Annotated in this window: 10 protein-coding genes and 2 pseudogenes; 3 read left to right on the forward strand and 9 right to left on the reverse strand. The window is 62.6% G+C overall.

Annotation, left to right across the window (positions count from 1 at the left end):
- Positions 1-44 precede the first annotated feature (44 nt).
- The 6 genes from QZ648_RS21855 to QZ648_RS21880 all read right to left on the reverse strand — a co-directional run bounded on the left by QZ648_RS21855 (position 45) and on the right by QZ648_RS21880 (position 9166).
- Positions 45-890, reverse strand: a complete 846-nt coding sequence (locus QZ648_RS21855; protein WP_291998285.1) for a hypothetical protein — start codon at positions 888-890, stop codon at positions 45-47.
- A 46-nt stretch (positions 891-936) separates the two neighbouring features.
- A complete protein-coding gene (locus tag QZ648_RS21860) occupies positions 937-2136 on the reverse strand; it encodes an NnrS family protein (RefSeq protein ID WP_291998286.1) in 1200 nt (399 codons plus the stop codon).
- A gap of 150 nt (positions 2137-2286) precedes the next feature.
- Entirely contained in the window at positions 2287-3849 is a 1563-nt protein-coding gene (gene gshA / locus QZ648_RS21865; RefSeq protein ID WP_291998287.1) for a glutamate--cysteine ligase, read from the reverse strand.
- 93 nt (positions 3850-3942) lie between these two features.
- A complete protein-coding gene (locus tag QZ648_RS21870; RefSeq protein WP_291998288.1) occupies positions 3943-7128 on the reverse strand; it encodes an efflux RND transporter permease subunit in 3186 nt (1061 codons plus the stop codon).
- Positions 7125-8207: an efflux RND transporter periplasmic adaptor subunit gene (locus QZ648_RS21875; RefSeq protein ID WP_169065045.1), complete on the reverse strand. Its 1083-nt coding sequence runs from the start codon at positions 8205-8207 to the stop codon at positions 7125-7127. The genes QZ648_RS21870 and QZ648_RS21875 overlap by 4 nt, the downstream gene beginning before the upstream one ends.
- Positions 8208-8326: 119 nt before the next feature.
- Complete coding sequence (locus QZ648_RS21880; RefSeq protein ID WP_291998289.1) at positions 8327-9166, reverse strand: AraC family transcriptional regulator; 840 nt, start codon at positions 9164-9166, stop codon at positions 8327-8329.
- 373 nt (positions 9167-9539) lie between these two features.
- Here QZ648_RS21880 and QZ648_RS21885 point away from each other — a divergent pair.
- Positions 9540-11554 (forward strand): annotated as a pseudogene (locus tag QZ648_RS21885) (sulfatase-like hydrolase/transferase).
- 284 nt (positions 11555-11838) lie between these two features.
- Positions 11839-13168: pseudogene (locus QZ648_RS21890) on the forward strand (DUF1254 domain-containing protein).
- 462 nt (positions 13169-13630) lie between these two features.
- Here QZ648_RS21890 and QZ648_RS21895 read toward each other — a convergent pair.
- The 3 genes from QZ648_RS21895 to QZ648_RS21905 all read right to left on the reverse strand — a co-directional run bounded on the left by QZ648_RS21895 (position 13631) and on the right by QZ648_RS21905 (position 15974).
- Complete coding sequence (locus QZ648_RS21895; protein ID WP_291998290.1) at positions 13631-13786, reverse strand: hypothetical protein; 156 nt, start codon at positions 13784-13786, stop codon at positions 13631-13633.
- Positions 13787-14035: 249 nt separating this feature from the next.
- On the reverse strand, positions 14036-14434 hold the full coding sequence (locus QZ648_RS21900) for a hypothetical protein (protein WP_291998291.1): 399 nt from the start codon (positions 14432-14434) through the stop codon (positions 14036-14038).
- 112 nt (positions 14435-14546) lie between these two features.
- Positions 14547-15974, reverse strand: coding sequence for a chloride channel protein (locus QZ648_RS21905; RefSeq protein WP_291998292.1), 1428 nt, complete (start codon positions 15972-15974; stop codon positions 14547-14549).
- Positions 15975-16333: 359 nt separating this feature from the next.
- Between QZ648_RS21905 and QZ648_RS21910 the strand changes: the two genes are divergently transcribed.
- Positions 16334-17116, forward strand: a complete 783-nt coding sequence (locus tag QZ648_RS21910; RefSeq protein WP_291998293.1) for a type 1 glutamine amidotransferase — start codon at positions 16334-16336, stop codon at positions 17114-17116.
- Positions 17117-17153: the final 37 nt, after the last annotated feature.

The following is a 17153-nucleotide window of genomic DNA, read 5'->3' on the forward strand; positions in this document are numbered from 1 at the left end:
CCCCGGGGTGAATATGGTTCGCATTATGCCAATAATGGCCGCCGTCAGGTACTGATAGTCGGAACCCTGCGGCTAGCGCGTACCCCGATACTTCCGATGGTCAACAAGGCGAAGATCACCGCCGCGAGCAAAAGCCCCGGCACAGTCCGCCAGTCCACGACCGGGTAGCGCAGGGCCGTCAGCAGCTGCAGCAGTGCAAACACCAGGTAGGCGAAGTTTGCGACCCGGATGCGGGCGTAATTGTTTTCGTGCGCCGCGGCGAAGAGGCTGACGCCGATGGCGAGATAGAAGCTGCCGACCATGCGTGCCGTGAGCGGGCTCAGGGACCATGGCCAGAGTTGTTCCGCACTCCCTGGGGCCAGGAACAGGGCCGCCCCCATCAACACCATCATGCCGCCCAACAAGCGCTGACCGAGGCGCAGGCCGGCGGCTAGCGCCATGCCGGACGGTGGCCTCGTCGCCGCTTGACGCCACTGCGTCCACAGGGCGGCGAACAGGCCCGGCACCAGTGCGACATAGAGGAGGAGCCAGCTCCAGGCCCAAACCCTGGCGGTCCACAGCGGGCTATGGAGATGGAACTTGTCGAGGTGCAGGAGAGTGGCGATGAGAATCGAAATGAGTCCCGTGGCCACCACCCAGATGCCCACTCGCACCGCCCCCCAGTCCGATTCGCGCAACCCCAGCCCCAGCGCCGTGGCCACCCCGAGGTAGCCGCAGCCGAGGAATGAAGCCGTGATGGGCGGCTTGATGGTCCACGCGAAGTAGGCACTCGTCTGCTCGCTGAGCAGAAACAGCGAAACTCCCGCCGCGGTGACGAAAACGAAGGCTGCCCGCATAAAAAGGCGTGCAGCCTTCGTGAACGGGGTGGCAGCGGGCGGGCTGGTAGGCATGGTAACAATCCTCACGCAGGTTGGCGTTTTCGTCGCTGCCGGCTGGCTAGCCTGGTTTGCCGTCGAGCCGCGCGCGTGACAGCACTGGCCAGTAGCGAATCGCGTACAAGGTGAAGGCCAGCGACCAGCAAATCCCCGAGCCGATGAGCGTGCCCAGGTAGGCGTCGGGGAAGATCATCCCGCCGAAGACGCGGATCAGCGCGGCGCACAGGACCAGCACGAAAGCGGCGATCTCGTAGCGGTCGGCGACCAGGGGACGGCCGGTATGGCCGCGCGCCGTACGGGTCATCATGCCCAGGGTCATGCCGCCGATGGCGCCGATGGTCAGTGCATGCAGCGCCAGCGCCTCGGCGACCAGGCCGAGCGCCGCCGAGGCGCGCAGTACGAGGTACACGACGATCCAGGCGTAGGCCGCATGCAGCACCCACACCAGCGGTGTGCGCAGGGTTCGCCAGGGTTGCCAGAGGTAGAGCCGGGCTGCGTGGGCCAGGGCGGCGGTCAGCGCGATGATCGTGATCAGCGCCGCGGGAGCGGGTAGAACGTCCGCCACCAGCAAGAGCAGAACGCTCCCCAGGGCGAGCTTTTCAATGAGCGGATGGCGGGTCGCCAGTGTTCCGGGGATGCCGTTGTTGGTGAACATCGGGATCACGCGCCCACCCATCACCGCGATGATGAACAGAACCATGTCGAGCCCGACCAGCAAGCTGGCTCGTTCGGGCCAGACCAGCAAGCCGAGCCAGGAAAGATGCATCGCCAGCACCGCTGCGCCAAGCAGCATCAGCAAGGGGACGAAGAAATAGTTGCGCTGGTTACGGCTCTTCCACAGCGGAATGGCTAGCGCGATGGCGGCCGCCACCGGCAAGGCGGCGTTGGCGATCGCTGCCGCCATCGCGTAGGGCGTCAGCATCAGGACCCGCCCGGCGACCCACAGTAGCGCGAAAGCGAGCAGGGCGGCGCCGCTCGGTGTTGGCTGTCCGGTCCAGTTACGGCTGGCTGTGAACAGAAAGCCGACGATCACTGCCAGCGTGTACCCGAAGAGCATCTCGTGACCGTGCCAGGCCGGGCTGTGTGCCAAAGCGGCCGGCAGATAGCCGGCGTATTGGGCGATCCAGAGCGGAATCGACAGCGCGGCGAAGATGCTGGCGAGCAGGTAGAACGGACGAAAGCCCAGCGCCCAGAGGGCGAATTTCGCCGCCGGCACGCCGCTTGGCGCTTGCCGTTCGTCGATAGTGCTCGGTTTGGACATGGCGATAGTCATCCGGGGAAAGTTGGTTTGGGTGCCGGCGGCGCGCGCAGAGACGGTGATTGCGCCCCGCTTCCGATCGAGATTTGGCTACTGAACTCTATCCGCGCGCCAGGGTTGTTTCCAAGGACGCGAGTCCTGGGCGCTTGCACTCTATGCGTAGTAACTCGCCACGTAGTCCTCAAAGGGCCCCTGCGGCAGCGATTCCAATCGCTGTTGCTCGGCCAGCGAGGCTTGCACGCTGGCCTCGAACCTGGCCAAGGTAGCCGCGTCCAGCGACTGGGCCAGCAGGCTCTCGTGGTGCTGCTGGGACTGCTGCATGGCGAATTTGAAGTAGCCCTTGTTTTCCCTGGCGGCAAGCAGCACCTGGGCCGACGGCGTCGTCTCCGGGTGATCAATTCGCGTGCGCAAGCTGGCCAGCGTGCGGCTGTAGTTATCGCCACCGTAAGCCACATCCAGCATCTGCGCAAAAGGCTGCATGTCGTCAAACAGGGCGTGTGCAATGGGCCGGAAAGCTTGTTCGCGGTTGTACACCAGCAGGGTCAGGTCAGGCTGGCGGCCCTGATTGACGATACGGGTCTGGTTTTCGTCGTTCTCCCCCTGCTCGCGAGCCGAAATGGGCGGACTCTGATGAAAAAGGCACATCAGCAACAGGATGTCGGCAAAGGTACTTTGCGCGGGGACAATGCCGATGTCTACGAACGGGTTCAGGTCAAACAGGCGCACTTCCAGGTATTCGACACCGTATTTCTTCAAGGCCAGCGCCGGGCGCTCGCCGGCCTTGGCGACGCGCTTGGGCCGGATGCCGGCATAAAATTCGTTCTCAATCTGCAGCAGGTTCGCGTTGAGTTGCTTCCAGCGCTCGCCTTCGCGCACGCCCAGCTTTTCGTAGAACGGATCAGGGGTGCGAATCGCCGTCTCCAGTGCCCGGGTGTACTCGGCCAGCGAATTGAAACTGACGTGCAGTTGATCTTGCGCCCGGTTCTGATAGCCCAGGTCGCTCATGCGCAGGCTGGTCGCGTAGGGGCGGAACAGGGTGCCTGGAACGAGCTCCTGGAGGCCTGAGCGGCGGCCTTGCAGGAATGACTGACAGATTGCGGGCGAGGCACCAAACAGGTAGGGAATCAACCAGCCAAAACGTAGAAAATTGCGAATCAATCCGAAATAGCGCTCGCTGACAAAGTCCTGCAGGCTCCCTGTTCCGGAGCAGCAGCCTTTCAAGATCACCCAGAACTCCTCAGGCAGCGACCAGTTGTAGTGCGAGCCGGCAATCGTCTGCATGTGCCGCCCATAGCGAAGGCCCAGGCCTTCGCGATAAACAGACTTCATTTTGGCGGAGTTGGAGCTGCCGTAGTTGGCGATGGCGATGGTCTTGTCGTCGCCGACGACGCAGGGCATGGAACCTGCCCACATGATTTCTCCCCGCATCTGCCGGGCCGTGAAGCGGTGGATGTCGCGCAGGAAATCCAGGGGAAAGGCCGGGTCTTGTGATGGAGGGGTAATGAACTCCAGCAGCGCTTCGGCGTAGTCGGTGGTAATCCAGGGGTGGGTGAGTTTGGAGCCCAGCGTCAGGGGGTGAGGGGTTTGCGCTAGATAGGCGCTGGCGTCTACGCGCAAGCATTCGCGCTCGTAGCCGCGCGTGATAGCGCGCAAAACCTGCGCGTGATCTGGCGAGAAGAACTGCCGCATCTCATCGCAACATGTGAACTTCAACATTAGCCGTCCTTCTTTGCGTAAATCGGGGTTGCGTCCGCCGCTCTCCAGCCGCCTGTCGGATGTTCCCGGGGCGATGAGGCGTGCCTCAGAGAATCATGGATTTTCACGCAAGCGAGTCTTTTCATGGGCAGCTTTGTCGTCGCTGCCCGCCAGGCTTTCCATTCGACGTGCCTGCTCATCGCTGGCCGCCAGTTCCATTTCCAGCTGCCGGTGGACGCGATTTGGCGAGCCGGTATGCCTGGCCAGCAGGTCGTAGGCGACGGGCACCACAAAGAGGGTGAACAAGGTGGCCGAGAGGATGCCGCAGAGCACTACCGTGCCGATGACCGTGCGTGTTTCCGTGCCGGCACCGGCTGACAGGAGCAGCGGAACGGCACCGGCGGCGGTAGTGATGCCGGTCATGACGATCGGGCGCAGGCGGATTTCGGCGGCCTCGATGAGGGCGGCGCGGAAAGGTCTGCCGGCGTCGCGCAGCTGGTTGGCAAATTCGACGATCAGAATGCCGTTCTTGGCGGCAAGGCCGACGAGCATGATCAGGCCGATCTGGCTGTAGAGGTTGAGTGTCTGGCCGGAAAAATAAAGGCCGAGGAGTGCCCCGGCCATCGCCAGCGGCACGGTGAGCATGATCACGAAGGGATGGATCCAGCTCTCGAACTGCGCGGCCAGCACCAGGAAAACGATGACCACGCCAAGCACGAAGGCAAAGAGGATGGTGCCGCCGGTCGACTTGAAGTCCTCCGACTGGCCCTTGTAGTCGATGATCACTTCGCTGGGCAGGTGTTCCCGGGTCAATTTCTCGAGGCTGCGCAGAGCGTCGCCCAACGCAACGCCTTCGGCGAGATTGGCTTCCAGGGTGATCGCACGCACCCGGTTGTAACGGTTCAGCTGAAGCGAATCGGCAAACTCCTCGAGCCGCACCAGGTTGCCAAGTGGTATCAGTGCCTGCGTGCGCGCCGAGCGGACGTGGATGTTCTCCAGACTGGCCGGGGTGCGCTGCGTGCCGCGCTCGCCTTTCAGGATCACGTCGTATTCTTCGCCGGCATCAATATAGGTGGTGACTTTCCGCGCGCCGAGCACCGTTTCCAGCGTCCGCCCGATGTCGCCGATGCTGACCCCGAGTTCGGCGGCGCGGTCGTAGTCGATCACCACGCGCAGTTGCGGCTTGGTCTCCTTGTAGTCCCAGTCCAGTCCGACCAGGCCAGGGTTGTTGGCGTTGATCTGCTCGACCAAAGTGTCGCGCCATTGCGCGAGTTGTTCATAGGTGCCGCCGCCGATGACGAACTGCACCGGTTTCTGGATGCGCGAGCCGAAACCCTGGCGCATGACCGGGAAAGCGCGCACGCCGGGCAGATCCTTGAGACGTTGGTTGACATCGGCCATGATTTCCCAGGCCGAGCGTCGCTGCGACCAGTCGCTGAGGACGTTGATGACGATACCGGTATTGAAGATCTCGAAATTGCCGAAGGCGCGCGGTGCGCGCACCAGCATGCGTGCGATCTCGCCGCTTTCCACCAGCGGCATCAGGCGCTGCTCGATCTCGGTCATGTAGGCCGCGATGTAGGGGTATGAACTTCCTTCCGGGCCACTGACCATCACGTAAAAGACGCCCCGGTCTTCGCGCGGCGCGTACTCATCGGGGATGTTCCGGTACAGCCATATCGAGCTGGCGAGCAGGGCGAGAAAGAGCAGGATAATGATCCAGCTGTGCCGCAGGGAGCCTTGCAGCAGGGTGTGATAGCTCTTGCGCACCCTGCCGAACAAGCGATCGACAAGCCCCGAAAGGCGCGCGTGCTCGGCATCCTGGCGCAGGATCTTCGAGGCCAGCATCGGCGACAGAGACAGGGCAACAAAACTCGAGAAACACACGGCAGCCGCCATGGTCAGCGAAAACTCGGCAAACAGGCGGCCGATATTGCCCTGCAGGAAGGCAATCGGCACGAACACCGCAACCAGCACGACGGTGGTGGCGATGACGGCGAAACCCACCTGGCGGGTGCCGCGGTAGGCGGCCACGAGACGCGTTTCGCCGTACTCCTGCATGCGTCGGTGAATGTTCTCGATAACCACGATGGCATCGTCGACGACCAGGCCAATGGCCAGGACCAGCGCCAGCAGGGTGAGGATGTTGAGCGAGAAATCGAGCGCCAGCAGGACCATGAAAGTGGCCACCAGCGAGACCGGCACGGTCACCGCCGGTACCAGCATGGCGCGCAGACTGCCGAGGAAGAGAAAAATCACGCCGACGACCATGGCGATGGCGAGGAAGAGCGTCTTGTAGACTTCGTGGATCGCGCCCTCGACGAAGACCGAGCTGTCATAGCTCTGCTTGATCGCCATGCCCGCCGGCAGAGTGCTGTTGATGCGCTCCATCGCTGCCTTCGCCGCCTTGGCGACGGCCAGAGTATTGGCCGTGGACTGCTTGGTGATGCCGATGCCGACCATCGGCACGCCGTTGCCGCGGAAGAAGAGGCGGTCTTCGGTGGTGCCGCGCACGACGCGCGCGACGTCGGCGAGGCGTACCAGGTAGCCGTCGTCACCGCGTGCCAGCACCAGCTGCGCAAAGTCCTGCGCGGTCAGGAAACTGCGCTGCGTGCGCACCGTGAACTGACGGTTTTCGGAGTCGATACTGCCGGCTGGCAGCTCCAGGTTTTCGGCGCGCAGTGCGCCCTCGACGTCGGCGACCGTGAGTTTGCGCGCCGCCAGTTCGCGGCGGTCCAGCCAGATGCGCATGGCGTATTCCTGGCCGCCGCCGACGCGCACTCGAGCGACGCCGTCGAGCACCGAAAAGCGGTCCATCAGGTAGCGCCGGGCGTAGTCGGTCAGTTCCGGGATGCTCATGCCGTCGCCAGCCAGGTTGAGCCACATGATCACGTCTTCATTGCTGTCCTGCTTCTGGATGTCCGGTGGCTCGGCTTCCTCGGGCAGGTCATCGACGATCGCCGAGACGCGGTCGCGAATGTCGTTGGCGGCGGCATCGATGTCGCGACCAACGGCGAATTCGAGCGTGATTCGCGAGCGCCCATCTTCGCTGCTCGAGGCAATGAAGCGAATTCCCTCGATACCCGAAATACGCTCTTCGATCAACTTGGTGACGCGGTTCTCGACGACGTTGGCGGCCGCGCCCGGGTAGCCGGTCTCGACGGTAACGATCGGCGGATCGATGTCCGGGTACTCGCGCAGCGGCAGGCGCTCGAAGGAGAGCAGGCCGAAGGCGATGAGCAGCAGGGACATCACCGAGGCGAACACCGGCCGGGTGACCGATACGTCGGAGAGAATCATGGGGTAGCGACGCCGCCGGGCAGCGAGCGCAGCAGTTCGGCCAGGTTGCGGCTGCCATCGTCAATGGCAATGATATGGACCGCCTGCCCGGGGTGCAGCTGCATGTGGCCGTGGGTGATGACCTGTTCGTCCACCGCGACGCCCTTGACGACTTCGACCAGCCCGGGGCGACGTCCACCGATCTGCAATTCACGCTTGTCGACCTTGCCGTCCGCGTTGACCACGAAGACGAACTGTTGCTCACCGAGCGGCAGCAGCGATTCCTCCGGGATGAGCAGTGTCGTGCGCGGCTCCTGCTGCACAAGGACGTTCATCAGCAGGCCGGGCCTGAGCAGGTGCTCGGGGTTCGGCAGCGTCGCGCGCACGCGAATCGAACGGGTGACCGGATCGATACGGCTATTCACCGCCTTGATCGTGCCGTGAAAGCGGCGTCCAGGAAAGGCGCGGCTGCTGGCGCTTACCTCCAGGCCGGGGCGCAGCACCTCGAGGTAAGTAGCGGCGACCGGAAACTCGAGTTTGACGGCGCTGTCGTCGTCGACCGTGGTGATCAGGTCGCCGGGCTCGACCAGTGCCCCGACGCTCAGGTCGCGCAGGCCGACAACGCCGGCGAATGGCGCCTTGATCAGTCGGTCCGCCAGGCGCGACTCGATGGCCGCCAGTCGGGCGCGCGCCGTTTCCCAGTCACGCTGGCGTTCGTCGAGAAGCGATTTGGCTGCGGTGCCCTTGGCGGCCAGCGACTGGAAACGCTGATACTGACGCAGCGCTTCGCTGACCGTGGCGCGCGCTTCCTCGAGCTGGGCGTGCTCCTCGCGGCTGCTCAATTCGGCGAGTAGCTGGCCCTTTTCGACCCGGTCGCCGTCGTCGAAGTGGAGGGCGCTGACGGTTTCCGTGACCGTTGCCGTCAAGGCGACCGATTCCCTGGCGGCGACCGTGCCCAGCGCTTCGATGCTGTCGGCGAACTGGATCTGGCGCGCCGGAGCGACGATCACGCTCGCTGGCGGCGGGTCCGCTGCCAGGGCCGGGCCGCAGAGCAGGGCCAGGCTGGCAAGCAGCAGGTGCAGGTGGGTGTTGCTGCGCATGGGTCTCCCATCGGTTTGCGCGCTATCTATTCAGTGTGGATACGCGTTCGCATAGTAGCAGCTAGGCCAACTGACCGCAGCGGTCGGGCGAAGTTCGGGCGTGGCGCGAGCAGGCGCGGTCAATGCTGCGCACGCCACTTGCTGGGACTGCAGTTCGCCCAGCTACGAAACGCTCGCGAGAAGGCATTCGGATCGTCGTAGCGCAGCGCAGCGCCAATCGCCGACACGGACAGGCCGGTATTCTGGAGGAACTGCTGCGCAAGCTCGAAGCGCGTTTGATTGATCAGTTGCTGGAGGTTCGTTCCTTCTTCCTCCTGTCGCCGCCGCAGCGTTCGTTCGTGGACGGCAAACAGGCCCGCGACCGCCTTGGCCGAAGCCATGCCGCTGAGCAGCATTTGCGGCAGCATGCTTTGCACGCGCTCGGAAAAGCCCATCGGCCCCCTGGCTTCCGCATCCCGGATCGCTGTGCTGACCCGCTCAAGGCGATTCGCGTCGGCGCCTTCGATTTCCTTTCCCAGCCAGGACGGAGCGAATATCATTCCCGACACTTCGGCCTCGAAGGCAACATTGGCGCCGAACAGCCGGTGATACGCGGCGGTACTGGCGGGCGGCGCGTGCAAGAACTGTACGCGCAGCGCCTTCCAGGAAGATCCGCACAGCTCGGCAAGGATGCGGTAGCCGATCATGATCGCCGCATCCTGAATTTGCGTGAGTGCTGGCAAGCCGTGGTGGAAAACCGAATACCCGAGAACGACACGGGAAGGGTCGGGAGTGAGCAGTAGCGGCGCTGCGCCTCGGTCGTGGACGTGGAAATACCGTAGCAGGGCACGAATCGCCTCGCCGACCGTGGCGGAATTGCGTAGCACCTCGCCGAGCGGACCGAGGCTCTGCAACTCGAAGCGCTCACCGACCAGCAGTCCGAAATGAAGGCAGCCGGTGAGCGCCACGGAGATTTTCAAAAAGAACGCCCAGGGCCTCGATCGCGATCCTGTTGTCGGCATTGTCGAATAGCCGCTGATCGACTCTGGCCAGGGCAAACACGTCCTGCGGGCTGACTCCCCGTTCGCTGAGGACGAGCGGGATTGCGAGAATCGGGCCGACGCAAATCTCCCCTCGTCTGCTGGTCGTCAGTGAATCCAACGACGGCCCTTGCGCTTGGTGTTTCATGACCACGGGTCTGCTCCCTGGGTGTAGTAAGTCCGTGCGTATTGTGCGGCCCGGGCACTTCAGCTCGGCGATCAACACGGCAAAAGAGAATCTGTCCGGAACTGCAAGGCATCATATGCCCCAAAGTTGCAATATTTAACAGGCATGACTATTCGGGAGGAAACCATGTCCAGGATTCGCAGTTTCACCACCACCCTATGCCTGCTCCTCACTGCCCTGCTGGTGGCCAGCCCGGCCACGGCGCAGCAGGTCACCGGCACCCTGGGGTCACCCAGTGCTACCACCAGCATCAGCGCTAAACAACTTCCGGCGCCCGATCCGGCGTTCGGCGGGGTCATCAGGACGACGCGCTGCAGTCGACGCCCTGGTGGGCGCCGCGCATCGTGCCACCGAAGGGTGCGCCGAACGTGTTGCTGATCATCACCGACGACGCCGGCTTCGGCGTCCCCAGCACTTTCGGCGGTGTCATTCCGACGCCAACGATGGACCGTATTGCCAACGAAGGCTTGCGCTACAACCGTGTGTTCTCGACCGCCCTGTGCTCGCCGACGCGCGCGGCGCTGATTACCGGGCGCAATCACCACTCGGCCGGTTTTGGCGTGATTTCCGAGCAGTCCACCGGCTTCCCCGGCTACAACAGCATTATCGGCAAGGACAAGGCAACGATCGGTCGCATTCTGCTCGACAACGGCTATTCCACAGCCTGGTTTGGCAAGGACCACAACACGCCGGCCTTTGCCGCCAGCCAGGTCGGGCCTTTCGATCAGTGGCCGACCGGCATGGGCTTCGAGTACTTCTACGGTTTCGTCGGCGGCGACGCCAACCAGTGGCAGCCGAACCTGTTCCGCAATACCACGCAAATCTATCCCTTCGAGGGCAAGCCGGGCTGGAACCTCATCACCGGGATGGCTGATGATGCCATCGACTACATGACGCGCATTCATCAGACTGACCCCAGCAAGCCGATCTTCATCAAATACGCGCCCGGCGCCACGCACGCACCGCATCATCCGACGAGAGAGTGGGTGGAGAAGATCAGGGCGATGCACCTTTTCGACGATGGCTACAACAAGCTGCGCGAGACCATCTTCGAGAACCAGAAGAAGCTCGGCGTGATCGCCAAGGATGCGAAGCTGACGCCCTGGCCCAATGAGCTTCTGAAGCCCTGGGATCAACTCGGCGCGGAGGAGAAGAAATTGTTCATCCGCCAGGTCGAGATCTTCGCCGCCTATGCCGCCTACAACGACCACGAGATCGGCCGTGTGATCCAGTCCTTCGCGGACCTGGGCAGGCTCGACAACACGCTGATCATCTACATCAACGGCGACAACGGCACCAGCGCCGAGGGTGGCCCGCTGGGTACCCCCAACGAGGTGGCGTTCTTCAACGGCCTCAACGAGATTCCGGTCGACGTGCAGATGAAGTTCTACGACGTCTGGGGCACCGAGCTCACCTACAACCACATGTCGGCCGGCTGGTCATGGGCCTTTGACACGCCGTTCGACTGGTTCAAGCAGAACGCCTCCCGGCTCGGCGGCATCAACCAGAACATGGTCGTGTATACCAAACCGATGGTCGGCTTGCCGCAGGGTGATTCGCCGTTCCTGCTGGATGCGTCGTACACGATTACGGCGGAAATCACCGTCCCCGAAGGCGGTGCCGAAGGCATGATCCTGACCTCGGGTGGGCGCTTTGCCGGCTACGGCTTCTACCTGCTCAAGGGCAAGCCGGTGTTCCTGTGGAACCTGGTCGATCTGATGCGCATCAAGTGGGAGGGGCCAGAAGCTCTCGCTGCAGGTAAGCACACGCTGGAGTTCGACTTTACGTACGACGGTCTCGGCCTCGGCACGCTCGCTTTCAACAACATGAGCGGGCTCGGCCGTCCCGGCACCGGCACCCTCAAGGTGGACGGCAAGGACGTGCAGACCATCAACATGAAACGTACCTTGCCGATGATCCTGCAGTGGGACGAGAGTTTCGACATCGGTTCCGACACCCTTAGCGGGGTGAACGACACCGACTACAAGCCGCCATTCCCGCTGACAGCCAAGCTCAACAAGCTCACGATCAAGGTCGATCGGCCGGAGCTTACGCCGGAGGACATCAAGAAGCTCGATGGTGCGCAGGCCGAAGCGCTCGACGGCAAACCGCTGACTCGCGTGCAACCCGCGCCCATGTAGTCGGCAAGCGGGCGGCGTACAGCGCGAGCGCAGGAGAGTGCGTCGCGGGATCTTCGGGCAGGCGGGGCGTTGCGCATGGAATGTCCCGCCTTTTCGGTGCTGACCATGCAGGGCTCACGATTCCTGTCTCTCTGCGGCACTACTTTGAAACCAGCAAACCAAGCGGAGAAACGCATGAGACCTGAGCTTTCGAAATGCCTCCTGGCGGCATTGCTGGTGACCGTACTCAGCTGGCGTGCTGCCTGGCCGGGGTGACTTCCTCCTATGCAGCCAAGCCGCAGCAGATGAGCACGCCCATCGCTCCCGGGGTGATGGTGCCGGATACGGTGAGTACGTCAATCGGCACTCTGAAACTCGACTACGGCTATCCAGATGACGCGACGACACAGACGGTCTATGACAATCTTGATGCCTCGAGAGCACTGCAGGCCTACCTGCTTGCCATTCCAATCGTGAATCAGGTGAGTATGCGTAGCACGCTGCGCGAGTTCGGACCGGTAAACCAAACGGACGTGATCTGGGAAGACCTCGTTGATTCGAAAACCGTTGAACTCACAGCCAACGACAACACCATCTACAGCTTCATTTGGCTGGATACGAAGAAGGGGCCGCTGGTGGTTGAGGGTCCCCCCATGGTCCTGGGGCTCATTGACTGACTTCTGGTACAAATGGGTGGCTGACATCGGCATCACCGGTCCCGACAAGGGCAAGGGCGGCAAGTATCTGATACTGCCACCAGGCTACGCCGGCAAAGTGCCTGAAGGATATTTCGTTGTCCGTCCGAGCACCTATGGCAACTGGATGCCCTTCCGCTCCTTTCTGGTCGATGGATCGACCAGGCCCGGCGTCGAGTCGGCCAAGAAACATCTCAAGATCTATCAGCTCTCCGATGCGGCCAATCCGCCCGAGATGAAGTTCGTCAATGCCTCCGGACTTCCTTCGAACTTCGTTCCTCCCGGCGACTACAGCTTCTGGAGTCTCCTGAACGAAGCCATTCAGGAAGAACCCAGCGCCGGAAGCGACCCGACAACCCTTGGCCTGTTTGCCTCGATCGGCATCGAGAAGGGCAAGCCCTTCGATCCCGATGCGCGGATGAAAAAGATTCTGACCGACGCCGCCAATATCGGCACCGTGACCGCGCGGGCGATTGCCTTCAGAATGCGCGAAGAAGACGCCTTCTTCTACTACTTCGCCACGGGCGTCACCCCGGCCATGGCCGAAAAAATGGTCGGCAAGGGCTCGCAGTATCCTTGGTCCGCACAGGACGCCGACGGCAAACCCTTTGAAGGCGGGAAAAACTACAAGCTGCATCTTCCGCCGAATATTCCGGTCGCGGACTTCTGGTCGGTCGTCGCCTATGACAACCAGACGCGCTCGATGGTCCAGACCGATCAGCAGTTCCCCAGCGTCAGCAGCCAGAACAAGGATATGGTGGTCAACACGGATGGCTCTGTCGATGTCTATTTTGGCCCCAAAGCTCCGGCTGGAAAGGAAGGCAATTGGGTGCAGACGATTCCCGGAAAAGGTTGGTTCATGATCCTGCGTCTGTATGGACCACTTGAGCCGTGGTTCGACAAGAGCTGGCGACCGGGCGAGATCGAGTTGCAGCCCTAGCCTGAGTGTGGCGACCGACGCCGGGCACAACGCGCCCCGCGGGGCGCTGGCCATTTCGATCTTCGAATTGTGTTGTCAAAGGCTGCGTAGCCGGCTGGCCAGTGCAGTGCTGCATTCTTGATGAGACGTTCGGCAACCCTCTCCTACCCACCGTCATTGCGAGGAGGCGCAGCCGACGCGGCAATCCAGAGGTTTGGCTTTTCGCGTTGTCAACGCGGTAGGAAATAGTGAGAGGATGAAACTGGATTGCCACGTTGGCTGCTCCTCCTCGCAATGACGTGCGGGCGGGTGGTGTAGCGCCGAACTTCCGATAAGGCTTTCAGCAAGCCGGACAGCGGCGCGAAGCCAACGTGGTAGCCGGAATCTGTAGAGGTTCCATACTGCGTGCAACACTACACTGGCCGCCGCCGCCGGTGGCCAGCCGGAACTTGGGAAAGCACATGGCCGGGCGGCTGCTCCGGCTTAGTTGTTGTTCATTTCCGCAGCCGCTTGCCGCATCGTTCTTCTCGGAACGGTGAAATCTATCGCCGGGCAAGGTGCCTGCGAACCGATCAAGATCACCATATGCCCTTTGGGCACTTTCTTCTGTACTTCGGCGTCGATATAAAGGGTATTCATGGCTACTGGCGGGCTGCTCCCCTGCCATATCACCTCCTTCGATCGCGTATAGATGATGTAGCACGCGGACGAGGCCACCGTCGAAAAAGAAAATGCCAGCAAAGCGAAAATAGCTCTCATGTCAGACCTCTCGATAGTCCTGCAACGACAATGCCTCGCGCTCGGCGCCAATTCTAGCGCCGATCAAGGTGTTCTCGGCGGAATGAGTTTCCCCCGAAATTTTTCCTTCCAAGGGTAAACCAAACCACCCTAACGGGGAGGGATGCTTGACGCCTGGTCGGCGAGAGCGCTATCCAGCAGCCGCTCACATTCCACCATCAGCGTGCGTCCAATCTCGGACTCGTAGCGGGCATCGAGCGCTTCCATCATTTCGTGCGCCGTGTGCAGTCCGGCTTCCCGCGACAGGGTGTCGGCAACCTGCCGTGCCAGTTGTTCGCTCAAGGCAGACAGCTGCCGTCGCTCGGCGAGGGGCAGTCGGCGTTGCGAGCGCGCCAACCAGTCGGCGGCGAGAGTGGTACCCTGGCCTTCTTTAAGCCACTGATCATGGCTGTAGTAGACCGACAAGCGCTCGGCAGCGAGGGCAAAGATCAAGGCGATGCTTAGCCCGCGATCAGTCGCTGGCGAAAGCAAGGCGTTTTCCCTGCTCATCTGCGCCCCGACCACCGGCAAGGGGGCAAACGCCGCTCGTGCCTGGTGATTCGCCTGAGCATTCCGGCCCGCACTCCATTGCGCGTCGTGGACATGGCCATCCAATAAGCAGTCACTGCCTGTTCGCTTCCTTGGGGGGGGGCTGATCCGGTCCCGGTTCCGGCCCGGACTGAGCCTCTGGCGCCGGCACCGGTTCGGCTGCAAGCTTCGCCGCTGCAGTTTGCGCGCGCTGTTGGGCAATGAAGCCCAGAGCCAGCTGCTGATAGAGTTCCGGACTGACACGTCCGCTTACTGCCTTGGCGATCAGCGTGACCGCCATCAGGCTGATGACCATCTCGTGACCGTCGAGCATTTCCATGACGATGATCGCCGCCGTGATCGGCGATTGGGTGACCGCGGCCAGGAAGGCAGCCATGCACAGCGCTGTCACCGGTACTGCTTCGGCACCGAAACCGAGAATGGCGCTGGTACTGGCGCCAATGGCTGCGCCGACGGCCAGGCAGGGGGCGAAAATACCGCCGGGAATGCCCGAATAATAGGTGATGACCGTGGCTACGAAGCGGGTGACCGGAGCGTGCCACGGGGCCGACAAGGCGTCGCTGGAAAGGAGCGACGAGCTGACCGCGTAGCCGCTTCCGAAAGACAAGCCGCCACCAAGCCAGCCGACCAGGGCAATGAGCAGCCCGCAGCCGCCGGCAAACAGCACCGGTCGCGCGCTGCGCCAGCGCCAGAGGATGAAGTTGGGCTGTTGTTGTGGCCACAGCAGCAGACGGCTGAAGACACCGCCGAGCACCCCGCAGGCCATGCCATAGAACAGCACCGGGCCAACGATCTCGGTGAATTGCGAGATCTTCATGCGCCCAAAGTGGTAATAATTACCCTCCAGCGCGATGGCCACCAGGCCCGACAGGATGATCGTGCCGACCAGGATTCCGGTCGTCTTGGCTTCGAGGCGTTTGCCCAATTCCTCGACAGCGAAGACGATACCGGCGAGTGGTGTGTTGAAGGCGGCAGCGATTCCTGCCGCGCCGCCAGCGAGAATCAAATCCGCCGGGGCAATCGCCCGTGCGTGCGGCAGAAAGCGGTGCGAGAAGTGCAGAATCGACGCCGCAACCTGCACCGACGGTCCTTCGCGACCGGCGGAAAAGCCGCCCAGCAGGGCCATCGATCCGACGACGATCTTGCCGCAGGCGATGCGTAGCGAAACCAGACCGCTGACCGATTCCCCGCGCGCGGCAAGATGCGTCGCCGCGATGACCTGCGGGATACCGCTGCCCTGTCCGCCCGGGAAAAATTTCCGCGTCAGCCAGACAGCCAGCATCCCGGCCAGCGGCGCAGTGACAAACGGCATCCAGGGGAAGGGCAAGCCGGGATGGAAGTTGTAGAGGTCGAAAAAAGTCTTCAGCGCGAGGTCAGTGAGTCTCGTGAAGGCGACCACGGCCAGGCCCGCGCAAGCCGCGGCCCCCCACAAGGTCAAACGCGTACGCCACCTGAAGGTGCTGAGTCTGCCGCGAAGAGGATTCAGATTTTTCATTGGCATCCTGTCGGTGTAGTTGATGGCTGGCGCGACGCGCGGGACTGGTCAGAATGTGGCAAGCGGCGGGAGGAGGATGCGCCGCGGTGGCAGGCTGCGCCGACGGAGAATCGCAACTTCGGGTGGGTGGGACAATTCCCAACCATGCGCAACCACACGCAACGGATGCGTAACAGTTCGCAGAATTGTCGAATCTCTGCCTCTCTGGACGCGGCCAAGCGCGCAGTCTAGCATCCGCGGCGGCAACTGTGAGCAGCCCGGCAAGCGGCGCGCAAAGCGCGGCCGGGCGGTAGACCGCCACGACATGATGAGCACCGGTATGCTAGGCTCAGTCGCTGCAGTTTGACACTTCATCAGGAGGTCCCATGAGCCGGCGCCCATTACGTATTGGCCTTTCGGCGCGCATTTATCATCCGCAGGCCGGCGCAACGGCCCTGCTCTCCAAATCGCTGCACTACCTCGAACAGTCGGTGGCGCATTGGGTGATGGCGCGCGATGTGATGGTGTTCATGATCCCGGCGGTGAGCGGTGACGGCATCGTCAATCGCAGCAGTATCCGCCTCTCGGACTACGCGGAGTACCTCGACGGCCTGCTCCTGCAAGGCGGCGCCGACGTCAGCCCGCAAAGCTATGGCGAGGAGGCGCTGCATCCGGATTGGGGGGGGGATATCGTGCGTGATGCCTACGAAATGGAACTGCTGCACGAATTCATCGAAGCCGGCAAGGCGGTTTTGGGCATCTGTCGCGGTGCGCAGGTGATCAACGTGGCCCGCGGCGGAACGCTCTATCAGGACATTGCGACGCAGATCGAGGCTGCGGGAGCGCATGTCCATGACGATTATGACCGCCACAGCCATGCCATTGCCTGGGAGGAGGATGCGGGCCTGGCCAGGCTCTATCCCGGTGCCAGCGGTGGCAAGGTGATCTCGATTCATCACCAGTCGATCAAAGCGCTTGGCCGCGGCCTGACCGTTGAGGCTCGTGGCGCGAGCGACGGAGTGATCGAAGCGGTACGCCTGCAAGGCAAACCCTATGTGCTGGGTTTGCAGTGGCATCCCGAGTTTCATCCGCCGGGAAGTCCGGACTTGCTGGATAGTACGCCAATTCTCGACGAGTTTCTCAACGCCGCGCGTGGCCATCGCTGGTGAAGCGGTACGCTGGCGGCGAAGGGTGGCTAGCGGTCAG

This window comes from Candidatus Accumulibacter sp. ACC012 (assembly GCF_907163155.1).
GTDB lineage: Bacteria > Pseudomonadota > Gammaproteobacteria > Burkholderiales > Rhodocyclaceae > Accumulibacter > Accumulibacter delftensis.

Excerpts from the sequence above, each read along its gene's own strand:
- QZ648_RS21855 (WP_291998285.1), bottom strand. The coding sequence starts at position 890 with ATGCCTACCAGCCCGCCCGCTGCCACCCCGTTCACGAAGGCTGCACGC.
- QZ648_RS21860 (WP_291998286.1), bottom strand. The coding sequence starts at position 2,136 with ATGTCCAAACCGAGCACTATCGACGAACGGCAAGCGCCAAGCGGCGTG.
- gshA (WP_291998287.1), bottom strand. The coding sequence starts at position 3,849 with ATGTTGAAGTTCACATGTTGCGATGAGATGCGGCAGTTCTTCTCGCCA.
- QZ648_RS21870 (WP_291998288.1), bottom strand. The coding sequence starts at position 7,128 with ATGATTCTCTCCGACGTATCGGTCACCCGGCCGGTGTTCGCCTCGGTG.
- QZ648_RS21875 (WP_169065045.1), bottom strand. The coding sequence starts at position 8,207 with ATGCGCAGCAACACCCACCTGCACCTGCTGCTTGCCAGCCTGGCCCTG.
- QZ648_RS21895 (WP_291998290.1), bottom strand. The coding sequence starts at position 13,786 with ATGAATACCCTTTATATCGACGCCGAAGTACAGAAGAAAGTGCCCAAA.
- QZ648_RS21900 (WP_291998291.1), bottom strand. The coding sequence starts at position 14,434 with ATGAGCAGGGAAAACGCCTTGCTTTCGCCAGCGACTGATCGCGGGCTA.
- QZ648_RS21905 (WP_291998292.1), bottom strand. The coding sequence starts at position 15,974 with ATGCCAATGAAAAATCTGAATCCTCTTCGCGGCAGACTCAGCACCTTC.
- QZ648_RS21910 (WP_291998293.1), top strand. The coding sequence starts at position 16,334 with ATGAGCCGGCGCCCATTACGTATTGGCCTTTCGGCGCGCATTTATCAT.